The following is a 12,560-nucleotide window of genomic DNA, read 5'->3' as shown; positions in this document are numbered from 1 at the left end:
TGTGAAGTTCCAAGAAGGAGGTGTAGGATTTGCCTAAAGTATCAGTCATTATGACGAGCTATAACAAAAGCGATTATGTGGCAAAGTCCATTTCTAGCATACTCTCACAAACGTTTTCAGATTTTGAATTGTTTATTATGGATGACAACTCCAATGAAGAGACGCTGAATGTAATCCGTCCTTTTTTGAATGATAACCGAGTGCGTTTTTATCAAAGCGATGTATCTGGAGTGAAGGAAAGAACAGAAAAAACGAGATACGCGGCACTGATCAATCAGGCGATTGAGATGGCGGAGGGTGAATATATCACCTATGCGACGGATGACAACATCTATATGCCGGACCGCCTCCTGAAAATGGTGCGGGAGCTCGATACCCATTCTGAAAAGGCTGTGATTTACTCAGCCTCCAAAACCTATCATTTAAACGAGAATCGCGACATTGTAAAAGAAACTGTCAGGCCTGCCGCTCAAGTGACATGGAACGCGCCGTGCGCAATTGATCATTGCTCGGTGATGCACAGGTATTCGGTGCTTGAGAAGGTAAAGGAGAAGTTTGGCTCCTATTGGGATGAAAGCCCGGCGTTTTACCGTATAGGAGATGCCCGGTTCTTTTGGAGAGTCAATCATTTTTATCCGTTTTACCCACTGGATGAGGAGCTGGACCTGAATTATATTACCGACCAATCGATTCACTTTCAGCTGTTTGAATCAGAAAAAAATGAATTTGTCAGGAACCTTCCTCCGCAGCGAAATTGCCGAGAACTGCGTGAATCATTAAAAAAGCTTGGAATGGGGTGAGAGCTTGTCGGCCTATTTAAGCAATTATTGGGTGCTGTACCGGAAGTACGTGGAGCTTTTTGACAAACTTCGCTACAAAGGGATTCCGCTTGGGCTTATCAGTAATTTTTATCAATACATCAGCCCTGAACTGAGGGTGATGATGGAAGAAGAACCGGAATTATTCGGATCGGTGGATCAGCATATCGATGAGGGACAGATTCAGCCGTTTTTTGAAGAAAGAATCCAAAACATCGTTAAAACAAATGACGAACCTGTTAAAGGGAAAGTCATTTTGCACTTTGATTACCTGCGTTTTTCAAACGAAAATTACTATCAATTTGATCCTGAAAAAACGGCTGTTTTGGCCAGATGGAGTTTGCCGCATTATTGTGATCTGCCTGTAATTAGCAAGCGGGAGATTGCGGATTCATGCCAAAAAGGCGATTCGAAGCAGTATCTCGAAACAGCCTGTTCGCTTCTCGCCCCTTATGATGATCACCCGGCATTTGGTGATCAAGCGTTTCGCGACCGGCTTTTCAAAGATATTCCTTTATTTATAGAGGCCATTGATACAGTTGATGCGCTGTTTGAGCAGGAAAAGATTTCAGCTGTTATTGTCGGAACGGCAGAAGACATTTACAGCAGGGTGCTCGCTCTCATGTGTCAAAGAAAAGGGGCCGTCAGCATTTGTCTTCAGCATGGCGCATTGATGGGAGATGAAGCCTTCATTCCTGTTTTTACAAGCTATCAAGCTGTTTTTGGTGCGTATGAAGCAGAGTGGTTCATACGAAAAGGCTGTAAACCCGAGCAGATTCTCGTAACGGGACATCCCCGCTTCGATCAGATTTTTAACAGAACGCCTATGGATATGTCCATATTCTATCGAAAACTTGCTTTTCAGCCGACTAAAAAAATTGTGCTCATTGCCACTCAGCCCTTTTCAGAAGACTTTTATTCCGGTGTGCTGCAGGGGCTTTCTGATCAGAAGCAGCTGCAAATCATTATCAAACCCCACCCGTGGGAAATCGGAAAAAACAAGCTTGATCTGTATCACGAGGCGGCGAAAAAACATCAAGCATGCAGAGTCATCAAAAAGGAGCTGGAGCTTTATGATTTGCTGCCGTATGTTGATGCCGCAGTGACGCAAACCTCGACAGTCGGTCTTGAAGCCATGCTGTTTCAAAAGCCTGTGCTGATCGGAAAATCGTCCGGAAATCGCTCGTATCCGTATTATGAGTCTCTTGGCGATTTTATGTTTGACCAGCCGGATGAACTGGCGCACACCTTGGTTGAAGTTCTTCGAAGGCCCGACGTTCATCAAAAAGCAGAAGAGGCGCGCCTGGCATTCATAGCTGCTAATTATCCGGTGGCAGAATCAACAAATGCTTTATTTGCGGAACTGAAAGCCAAAACAGGGGTTGATTACAGGCGGGAAGATACTGAATAAAATGATAGGAGCGCAAAGAAATGGTGCAAAAGAGAAATCATTTTCTCCCTTACTCATTGCCGTTAATCGGTAAGGAAGAAATTCAGGAGGTTACAGAAACGCTTGAATCGGGATGGCTCTCTAAAGGCCCGAAGGTTCAGCAGTTTGAAAAAGAGTTTGCCGCGTTTGTCGGGGCGAAGCACGCCGTGGCGGTGAATTCATGTACCGCAGCTTTATTTTTGGCTTTGAAAGCAAAAGGGATCGGGCCCGGGGACGAGGTCATTACCTCTCCGCTTACGTTCAGCTCGACCGCCAATACGATTATTCATACGGGAGCGACGCCTGTGTTTGCGGATATTGACGAAAACACGCTCAATATTGACCCGGTAAAGCTTGAGGCGGCCGTCACACCGCGAACGAAAGCAGTTGTGCCCGTCCACTTTGGCGGGCAGTCCTGCGATATGGATGCAATATTGGCTATTGCCCAAAATCATGGTTTATTCGTGCTGGAGGATGCGGCACATGCGGTATATACGACTTATAAGCAAAGAATGATCGGTTCTATCGGGGATGCAACGGCATTCAGCTTTTACGCCACCAAAAACCTCGCGACAGGGGAAGGCGGCATGCTGACGACTGATGATGAGGAGCTTGCCGATAAGATCCGGGTGCTAAGCCTTCACGGCATGAGTAAAGCCGCATGGAACCGTTATTCTTCAAATGGCAGCTGGTACTATGAAGTCGAATCGCCCGGCTATAAGATGAATATGTTTGATTTGCAGGCGGCCCTCGGACTTCATCAGCTGAAACGGCTGGATGATATGCAGAAACGGAGAGAAGAGATTGCCGGCCGCTATCAAACCGCTTTTCAGCAGCTTCCTGGGCTGATCACGCCGTTTGTCCATGATGACGGCAGGCACGCCTGGCATCTATATGTTCTGCAAGTTGATGACAAAAAGGCCGGGGTTACGCGCAGCGAAATGATTACGGCTTTAAAGGATGAATACAATATCGGCACTAGCGTTCATTTTATTCCAGTACACATTCATCCATATTATCAAAAGCAATTTGGATATAAGGAAGCGGACTTTCCGAATGCCATGAATTACTATAAACGAACCCTTTCTCTCCCGCTCTACCCATCAATGTCTGACGACGATGTAGATGATGTCATTGAAGCTGTGCGGGATATCGTAAAAGGGGCTGATTAAATGTATACGGTAAAAGAAAATGTCTCCAAAGAGTTGATTGAGGAATTTCTCCAAAGCCGACAGCTTACTCTGGATGTTCCGTATCAATTTTCCCTCGGCCTTTTTGAAAACAGCAGGCTCCAAGGCGTATTGCTTTACGAAGATTCTTTGTGGGAAAGCAAGGTGCTTCAGAAGAAAGTCATGAACGTCAAACTTCTTGCGGCAAATAGTACCGGGCAGCTAAAGAGGCTGTTTGAAGCTTTTTATGCTGTACGCCAAATGGATGAAACGGATTTTATCTTTGTCCGCGTTCCGGCTGAAGATATCGGAGCCGCGCATGTGATACAGCAGCAGCCATCCTCTTACTTTGTCGGGAGTTTGCTGAAGCTGGCGATGCCTCCGTCTTTTTATGACAAAACACCGCCATTTTTTGAACTGGGCCCGCCTGAGCCCGGAGACACAGAAGCGATATGTGAGCTGGCCCGAGACTCGTTTACAAAAAGCAGATATTTTCAGGATCCTCATCTCAGCCGCGATGCAGCAAACAAAATATTTCAGGAGTGGACACGAAACAATCTGAATGGAAGGGCGGCGGTCAATATTGTCGCTAAACACAATGGCGAGGTCATCGGCTATCTTCAGGGCTTATCAAGAGATGATGAATGCATTCTCGATTTGATGGCTGTAAAGCCGGGATTTGAAGGAAAACGTATTGCATTTCATTTATTGGCGAATCTCATAGAACAACCGGAGACCCAGAAGCATAGAACGGTAACAGCGGGGACGCAGCTTCACAATGTAAGGGCGATCCGCCTTTATGAACGAATGGGCTTTACCGCTGAACAATCGTATTACTATTATCATATTTGGCCGGGCAAGGAGGCGAAATAATGGCAGCGTTTCAGATCGCGAATAAAACTGTAGGCAAAGACGCTCCTGTTTTTATTATTGCTGAGGCGGGGATTAATCATGACGGGAAGCTTGATCAGGCTTTTGCGCTGATAGACGCCGCGGCGGAAGCGGGAGCGGATGCCGTGAAATTTCAAATGTTCCAAGCTGATAGGATGTACCAGAAAGATCCTGGTTTGTACAAGACGGCAGCGGGCAAGGACGTCTCTATTTTTTCTTTGGTTCAATCTATGGAAATGCCCGCTGAGTGGATTTCACCGCTATTGGATTACTGCCGCGAAAAGCAGGTGATCTTTTTAAGTACTGTATGTGACGAGGGGTCAGCTGATCTGCTTCAGTCTACCTCGCCGAGCGCTTTTAAAATCGCATCCTATGAAATTAACCATCTCCCGCTGCTCAAATATGTCGCCCGGCTGAACAGGCCGATGATTTTCTCGACAGCCGGAGCTGAAATCTCTGATGTTCACGAAGCTTGGCGCACCATCAGGGCAGAGGGAAACAATCAAATTGCCATAATGCATTGTGTGGCGAAATACCCTGCACCGCCGGAGTACAGCAACCTCAGCGTCATTCCGATGCTTGCCGCCGCTTTTCCTGAGGCGGTAATCGGCTTCTCCGATCATAGCGAGCATCCGACAGAAGCGCCGTGTGCCGCGGTTCGGCTCGGAGCAAAACTGATAGAAAAGCATTTTACGATCGATAAAAATTTGCCGGGTGCCGATCACTCGTTTGCATTAAATCCGGATGAATTGAAAGAAATGGTCGATGGCATCAGGAAAACGGAAGCTGAGCTGAAACAGGGGATCACAAAGCCGGTCTCTGAAAAACTGCTTGGCAGTTCATACAAAACAACAACCTCCATCGAAGGAGAAATCAGAAATTTTGCATACAGAGGCATTTTTACAACAGCTCCGATTCAAAAAGGTGAAGCCTTTAGTGAAGACAATATCGCAGTGCTTCGGCCCGGACAAAAGCCGCAGGGGCTGCACCCGAGATTTTTTGAACTGCTGACCAGCGGTGTTCGGGCTGTAAGAGACATTCCAGCCGACACAGGCATTGTCTGGGATGACATTTTACTGAAGGACAGCCCGTTTCATGAATGATATTCTCTTTATCATTCAAGCAAGAATGGGTTCAACAAGGCTTCCGGGAAAAGTGCTTCGGCCGCTCGGATCGAATCGTTTACTTGATATTCTCGTTCACCGTGTCCGGCAAAGCGCGTTTTACCAAAAGGATCGGGATAATCTTGTCATCGCCACGTCTGACAAAGAAACTGACGATATATTAGAGGCGCACTGTATCAAACAAGGCTTTCGTGTTTTCCGCGGGAGCGAAGAACGTGTCCTCGATAGGTTTGTGAAGGTCATAGAAGCTGTTAAACCGTCAGTCATTATCCGGTTAACGGGTGATAATCCGTTTGTCGATCCGGAGCTGCTCGATGTAATGATTAAGGCGCATTTTGATCAAGGATCAGATTATACGTATATCCTGAATGCCCCATTAGGGATTTGCGGCGAAGTGGTCAACGCCAACCTGTTAATTGACATCAGCCGTATTCAGAATATGGAGGATCAATATCAGGAGCATGTCACGTTATATATAAGGAATCATCCAGCTCTTTATCGTGTTCAGTTTTTAGAGGCGCCGGAACGATTTCGCGCCCCTCAATATCGGCTGACCATTGATACAAAGGAAGACTATGAATCGATAAAGGCTCTCTATCAAAAAGCAGGCGAGCGCCCCGATGTATCCGCCTCAGAGCTTATCACCCTTCTGAACCGGAACCCCGATGCGGCAATCGAACGAGAGGCTGACTAGCCATGCATGTTGGGATCTTCGCAGACGGCGGCTATGAAAAGGGAATGGGCCATGTTGTCCGGATGAAGAGACTTGCGGAGGGGCTCAAACAGCGATGCTTGATTACGTTTTATACGAATCAGGAGTCTGAAGCGTTTCTTCATGAAGAGCATTGGCGTGTCATCGTAAAGCCGGAGCTGCAGCAGCACGAATTTATTCTCCGGGAAATAAAAAGCAAGAAGCTTGATTTGCTTTTGTTTGATATTCTAGGCGCGCCTGCAGAGCTGTTAAAGAAAATAAAGACGGAGACAGATGCGAAAATTGTTCTTTTTGAAGAGAAAAACGGTAAATCAATTCAATATAGTGACGCAGTCATTAACGGAATTTACGGTGACATCAGAAGCAGGGTGTACGTTCAGGGAAACACACGCATCTATGAAGGTCCGGACTATCTTATTCTTCACCCCGCCTTTCAGGCCGCAAGAGAGGATTACACACTTAAGAAAGACTGTCGCAATATCCTTGTTGCATTAGGAGGAAGTGATCCGAAGCAGCTTATTTTTAAAGTGCTGGCTGCCGCTGATCAAGTCCCCGACATAAAAGACAAAAACATAATGTTTGTGATGGGGAGCGCTTCACCGCATCAAGAGGCAGTCCGAAAGCGGATCGAAAAGAAGCCGCAGTACAAGATGATCGAACAGACAAATGATATGGCAGGTTTGATGAAACAAGCGGACGCAGCCATTGTCGCCGGCGGCATCTCTCTATATGAAGCCATTTGCATCGGCGTGCCGTGCCTTGTTCTTTCTCAGGTTGAGCATCAAACGGCTACAGCCAAAACAATTGCTGACCAAGGCGCCGCTCTTGATCTTGGCTTAGGTGAGCTTGTACCGGATGAAACACTCATCTATCAGATGTCGCGCATTATGAGCAGCTATCCTCTTCGCCTTTCTTTGCACAAGGGAGGAAGGCCGCTCGTGGATGGCAAAGGCATTATGCGGGTAACAGCTATTCTTCAAGATTTATATGAACAAGAGATATAAAAATGCATGTAAGGAAGTGTTAATGTGAAAGGTGTTATTTTAGCCGGAGGAAACGGCTCACGCCTTATGCCCTTAACGAAAGCCGTCAACAAGCATTTGCTTCCTGTAGGCCCGTATCCGATGATATACTGGTCGATTATGAAGCTGGAGGAAGCCGGAATAAAAGACATTTTACTCATCAGCCAAAAGGAGCATATGCCGCAATTTTACAAACTGCTTGGGAACGGGGAAGAGCTTGGCGTTACTATCACTTATCAAGTACAGCCGGCAGCATCGGGCATTTCGGATGGGCTGTCTTATGCAAAGCGCTTTACGAAAAAAGAGTCTTTCATTTTATTATTAGGTGATAATATATTTGAAGATTCATTAAAGCCTTATACAGAACGCTTTGAACAGCAGGGGAAAGGAGCAAAAGTGCTTCTGAAAGAAGTTGATGACCCGGAACGTTTCGGGATTGCTGAGATTGATGAGAAAAACAAGCGGATTCGTTCCATCATCGAAAAGCCCGAACAGCCACCGACCAACCTTTGTGTTACCGGCATTTATATGTATGATGCAGAGGTGTTTTCATATATTGAACAAATATCACCATCAAAGCGCGGCGAGCTGGAAATCACCGATGTGAATAATCTATACATCGAAAACAGCCAGCTTACGTATGATGTGTTATCAGGCTGGTGGGTAGATGCCGGAACTCACGAATCGCTTTATCTCGCTTCCCAGCTTGTACACCAGGCTCTACGGAAAGGACAGGACGAAAAGTGATGGCAAAATCATATTTAATTACAGGCGGGGCCGGCTTCATCGGGCTCACGTTTACAAAGCTCATGCTGAGGGAAACGGATGCGCGCATTACCGTTTTAGATAAACTGACGTACGCCAGCCACCCGGAGGAAATGGAAAAATTACAGCAAAACAGCCGTTTTCGCTTTGTAAAAGGGGACATCAGCGTTCAGGAGGATATCGACCGGGCGTTTGACGAGACCTACGACGGCGTCATTCACTTCGCAGCAGAATCGCATGTGGACAGAAGCATTTCCCAAGCGGAGCCGTTTATCACCACAAATGTCATGGGGACATACCGATTGGCGGAAGCGGTCTTGAAAGGAAAAGCCAAGAAGCTGATTCATATTTCAACAGATGAGGTGTACGGGGATTTAAAAGCGGATGATCCCGCGTTTACAGAAACGACGCCGCTTTCTCCTAATAACCCATACTCAGCCAGCAAAGCAAGCTCAGATTTGCTCGTGTTGTCTTATGTGAAAACCCACAAGCTTCCGGCCATCATTACACGATGCAGCAACAATTACGGACCTTATCAGCACAGCGAAAAAATGATTCCGACGATTATCCGTCATGCGAAGCAGGGCCTGCCTGTTCCGCTGTATGGCGATGGACTCCAGATCCGAGACTGGCTGTTTGCGGAGGATCATTGCCGCGCGATCAAGCTGATTTTAGAAAAAGGGACCGACGGCGAGGTGTATAACATCGGCGGCGGAAATGAACGCACGAATAAAGAGCTGGCGAGTGTCATTTTGAAACATCTGGGCTGTGAGGAATTGTTCGCCCACGTGGAAGACCGAAAAGGGCATGACCGGCGCTATGCGATCAATGCATCAAAGCTGAAAAATGAACTGGGCTGGCGGCAGGAAGTGACGTTTGAAGAAGGCATTGCGCGTACGATTCAGTGGTATACAGACAATGACCGATGAGAAGGTGATCTGATTGACAAAGGTATTGGTAACTGGGGCGGGAGGACAGCTTGGCTTGGAACTATGCCGCCAGCTGAAGCAAGCCGGATATGAGGTCATTGCGTTAACAAAGAAGATGATGAACATTGCTGACCAGCGCTCAGTACGGCATTCGTTTGGCCATTATCAGCCGGATATCGTGGTCAATAGCGCCGCGTTTACGTCGGTTGATCAATGCGAGAAAGAGCTTGATAAAGCGTACTTGATTAACGGAATCGGCGCTTATTATACAGCGCTTGAGTCAACCCGCATCGGAGCTCAATATGTTCATATCAGCACGGACTATGTATTCAATGGGAAAGGAACCCAGCCATATAGGGAAGACGATCCCCTCGATCCGAAAACCATTTATGGCAAAAGCAAAAGGCTCGGAGAAGAACTGATACGATTAACGACAAAAGACAGCACGATCATCAGAACATCGTGGGTGTACGGACATGGCGGCAGTAATTTCGTTGAAACCATGCTGAAGCTTGCTGAAACGAAACAAGAGCTTCGGGTTGTCAGCGATCAAATTGGTTCGCCGACTTATACGAAGGATTTAGCAGAAGCGGTCATCAAGCTGTTCAGCCATCCGCCGGGCATCTATCATGTCAGCAATTCAGGCATATGCAGCTGGTATGAGTTTGCGACGGCAATTATGGAAGAAAGCGAAAGCGGGCTGGAAACAGCCATTTTGCCTGTAACGACAGAGGAATACGGGAACAAAACGCCCCGCCCGGCATACTCTGTGCTGAGCCATCGGGCTATTGAAGAAGCCGGCATCCGCCCCCGCCACTGGCGGGAAGCGTTACGAGAGTATTTGCAGGAAAGGAGCAGTGCGTGTGATTGATGGAGTCAAGGTGAAAAAATTGATGAAGCATAGCGATGACAGAGGCTTTTTTGCTGAGCTGGTCCGGGACGATGAGAATCTCCTTGAGCATTTTGGGCAGGCCTCTTGGTCGAAAAGCTATCCGGGTGTGATTAAGGCATTTCATTATCATGAGAAGCAGGATGATCTCTGGTTCTTCCCAACCGGCCACGCTCAGGTTGTCCTATACGATCTTCGAGAGGATTCAAAGACAAAAGGAGAAACGGACGTCTATTATATGGGCGAAGACAATCCGATGCTGTTATTAATCCCAAAAGGGGTGGCTCACGGATATAGAGTGCTGGGAGAGACGCCGCTGACAATTATCTATTTTACCACCATGTCGTATAACCCAGATCAGCCTGATGAGAAAAGAATTCCGTGGAATGATGAGACGATCGGTTTTAACTGGAACACTGAATTCAGATAAAAATAGGAACGTGATCAATCGAAGAGCAGAGGCATCTTCGACTTTTTTTGCCCTTTTTTAAAATAGGATAAAAGATATAAAATGTCAGGCGGATGTTACTAGAAAAAGAGAGGGAAATCGTCCATTTGAACCTTGTATAAACAGGAAGAAATTCTCATTGAATTCCAAGTGTTAATATTCCTTAAAAAACATTTACTTCCATGGAAAATGATGATAGATTAATTTTTAAGAAAAAGAACTGGTAATTCGCGAATTATGAAAAAGCGCTTTTTCTGCAGAGGACGCTCTGGCCAAATTTCAACAATCATTTAGGGGGAAATGTCATGCTAAAAAGAACTTCATTCGTATCTTCATTATTCATCAGTTCAGCTGTTTTACTATCAATCTTACTTCCTTCGGGCCAAGCTCATGCACAGTCTGCATTAATCGAGGCAAAAACAATTAACAGCACGAAAGAGTGGACCACTTCTGATATTGAAGTGACATATAAACCAAATGCGGTGCTTTCTCTTGGAGCGGTAGAATTTCAATTTCCTGACGGGTTTCATGCTACGACAAGAGATTCAGTGAATGGAAGAACACTGAAAGAAACACAGATTTTAAACGATGGAAAAACAGTCAGACTCCCGCTTACGCTTGATTTGTTAGGCGCATCCGAATTTGACCTTGTCATGGTGCGTAAAACTCTTCCTCGCGCAGGCACTTACACGATTAAAGGCGATGTAGTAAACGGTTTGGGAATCGGCAGTTTTTATGCTGAAACGCAGCTGGTGATTGATCCCCGTTAATCGATAGATTTGTAGTCAGAGACTGAGATGTTTTCAGTCTCTTTTTTTGTGGATTCAAAAGCTGGTACGGATCTTGCATGATGATAAGGGTGAATCCAATGAAGAAAGGAATTGGCGGGCTGATTTTTTAAAGCGCTTACATTACAGCCGGCCAAAAAAACAATGAGGTGAAAAAGATGTCAGCAAAGCAAGTCTCGAAAGATGAAGAAAAAGAAGCTCTTAACTTATTTCTGTCTACCCAAACAATCATTAAGGAAGCCCTTCGGAAGCTGGGTTATCCGGGAGATATGTATGAACTCATGAAAGAGCCGCAGAGAATGCTCACTGTCCGCATTCCGGTCAAAATGGACAATGGGAGCGTCAAAGTGTTCACAGGCTACCGGTCACAGCACAATGATGCTGTCGGTCCGACAAAGGGGGGCGTTCGCTTCCATCCAGAAGTTAATGAAGAGGAAGTAAAGGCATTATCCATTTGGATGACGCTCAAATGCGGGATTGCCAATCTTCCTTACGGCGGCGGGAAGGGCGGTATTATTTGTGATCCGCGGACAATGTCATTTGGAGAACTGGAAAGGCTGAGCAGGGGGTATGTCCGTGCCATCAGCCAGATCGTCGGTCCGACAAAGGATATTCCAGCTCCCGATGTGTACACCAATTCGCAGATTATGGCGTGGATGATGGATGAGTACAGCCGGCTGCGGGAATTCGATTCTCCGGGCTTTATTACAGGTAAACCGCTTGTTTTGGGAGGATCGCAAGGACGGGAAACAGCGACGGCACAGGGCGTCACGATTTGTATTGAAGAGGCGGTGAAGAAAAAAGGGATCAAGCTGCAAAACGCGCGCATCATCATACAGGGCTTTGGAAACGCGGGTAGCTTCCTGGCCAAATTCATGCACGATGCGGGCGCGAAGGTGATCGGGATTTCTGATGCCAATGGCGGGCTCTACAACCCAGACGGCCTTGATATCCCTTATTTGCTCGATAAACGGGACAGCTTCGGTATGGTCACCAATTTATTTACTGACGTCATCACAAATGAGGAGCTGCTTGAAAAGGATTGCGATATTTTAGTGCCTGCCGCGATCTCCAATCAAATCACAGCCAAAAACGCACATAACATTCAGGCGTCAATCGTCGTTGAAGCGGCGAACGGACCGACAACCATTGATGCCACTAAGATCCTGAATGAAAGAGGCGTGCTGCTTGTGCCAGATATCCTGGCGAGTGCCGGCGGCGTCACGGTTTCTTATTTTGAATGGGTGCAAAACAACCAAGGATATTATTGGTCAGAAGAAGAGGTTGCAGAAAAACTGAGAAACGTCATGGTCAGCTCGTTCGAAACAATTTATCAGACAGCGGCAACACATAAAGTGGATATGCGTTTGGCGGCTTACATGACGGGCATCAGAAAATCGGCAGAAGCATCGCGATTCCGCGGATGGGTATAATTTGAGAAGCCTCCGCAAAATAATTTTGCATTTGTTTTTTGCGTAAAGAGCAAAAATCGCAAAATAAATTTGCGTTCAAGATCGGAAAAAGAGAAAGGTGATCACCTGTTAGACAAATTTCTGTTCGATTCAACAAGTTTTTT

At 46.4% G+C, this 12,560-nt stretch carries 13 protein-coding genes; all 13 read left to right on the top strand.

All coding sequences use genetic code 11. The features are described from left to right. The first annotated feature begins 29 nt into the window (after positions 1-29). Positions 30-800, top strand: a complete 771-nt coding sequence (gene spsA / locus MKY50_RS19560) for a spore coat dTDP-glycosyltransferase SpsA (RefSeq protein ID WP_101169660.1) — start codon at positions 30-32, stop codon at positions 798-800. 4 nt (positions 801-804) lie between these two features. Next, entirely contained in the window at positions 805-2,229 is a 1,425-nt protein-coding gene (locus tag MKY50_RS19555) for a CDP-glycerol glycerophosphotransferase family protein (RefSeq protein ID WP_339188080.1), read from the top strand. A gap of 20 nt (positions 2,230-2,249) precedes the next feature. Continuing rightward, the gene (locus MKY50_RS19550) at positions 2,250-3,419 is read left to right on the top strand and encodes a DegT/DnrJ/EryC1/StrS family aminotransferase (RefSeq protein WP_339188077.1); all 1,170 of its coding nucleotides are present in this window, start codon (positions 2,250-2,252) and stop codon (positions 3,417-3,419) included. Next, on the top strand, positions 3,420-4,289 hold the full coding sequence (locus tag MKY50_RS19545; RefSeq protein WP_033883409.1) for a GNAT family N-acetyltransferase: 870 nt from the start codon (positions 3,420-3,422) through the stop codon (positions 4,287-4,289). Then, a complete protein-coding gene (locus tag MKY50_RS19540; protein WP_076457443.1) occupies positions 4,289-5,410 on the top strand; it encodes an N-acetylneuraminate synthase family protein in 1,122 nt (373 codons plus the stop codon). Before MKY50_RS19545 ends, MKY50_RS19540 begins: the two co-directional genes overlap by 1 nt. Further along, the gene (locus MKY50_RS19535) at positions 5,403-6,125 is read left to right on the top strand and encodes a glycosyltransferase family protein (protein ID WP_087614781.1); all 723 of its coding nucleotides are present in this window, start codon (positions 5,403-5,405) and stop codon (positions 6,123-6,125) included. Before MKY50_RS19540 ends, MKY50_RS19535 begins: the two co-directional genes overlap by 8 nt. Before the next feature lie 2 nt (positions 6,126-6,127). Next, positions 6,128-7,147, top strand: a complete 1,020-nt coding sequence (locus tag MKY50_RS19530) for a PseG/SpsG family protein (RefSeq protein WP_339188074.1) — start codon at positions 6,128-6,130, stop codon at positions 7,145-7,147. Between the two features lie 24 nt (positions 7,148-7,171). Beyond that, positions 7,172-7,912 (top strand): sugar phosphate nucleotidyltransferase, encoded by a 741-nt coding sequence (locus tag MKY50_RS19525; protein ID WP_014478328.1) that lies wholly within the window; start codon positions 7,172-7,174, stop codon positions 7,910-7,912. After that, the gene (gene rfbB / locus MKY50_RS19520; protein WP_024572044.1) at positions 7,912-8,859 is read left to right on the top strand and encodes a dTDP-glucose 4,6-dehydratase; all 948 of its coding nucleotides are present in this window, start codon (positions 7,912-7,914) and stop codon (positions 8,857-8,859) included. The genes MKY50_RS19525 and rfbB overlap by 1 nt, the downstream gene beginning before the upstream one ends. Positions 8,860-8,872: 13 nt before the next feature. Continuing rightward, the gene (rfbD, locus tag MKY50_RS19515; protein ID WP_273796352.1) at positions 8,873-9,730 is read left to right on the top strand and encodes a dTDP-4-dehydrorhamnose reductase; all 858 of its coding nucleotides are present in this window, start codon (positions 8,873-8,875) and stop codon (positions 9,728-9,730) included. Then, on the top strand, positions 9,723-10,178 hold the full coding sequence (locus tag MKY50_RS19510) for a dTDP-4-dehydrorhamnose 3,5-epimerase family protein (protein WP_014481242.1): 456 nt from the start codon (positions 9,723-9,725) through the stop codon (positions 10,176-10,178). The genes rfbD and MKY50_RS19510 overlap by 8 nt, the downstream gene beginning before the upstream one ends. Before the next feature lie 323 nt (positions 10,179-10,501). Next, positions 10,502-10,966, top strand: coding sequence for a biofilm surface layer hydrophobin BslB (gene bslB / locus MKY50_RS19505; protein ID WP_032730318.1), 465 nt, complete (start codon positions 10,502-10,504; stop codon positions 10,964-10,966). Positions 10,967-11,142: 176 nt separating this feature from the next. Beyond that, complete coding sequence (rocG, locus tag MKY50_RS19500; protein ID WP_015250966.1) at positions 11,143-12,417, top strand: glutamate dehydrogenase; 1,275 nt, start codon at positions 11,143-11,145, stop codon at positions 12,415-12,417. Positions 12,418-12,560: the final 143 nt, after the last annotated feature.

The organism is Bacillus sp. FSL R7-0685 (assembly GCF_038002425.1).
Classification (GTDB): Bacteria; Bacillota; Bacilli; order Bacillales; family Bacillaceae; genus Bacillus; species Bacillus subtilis.
Note: the sequence above shows the minus strand (reverse complement) of the source record. Positions and strands in the feature narration are given on the sequence as shown.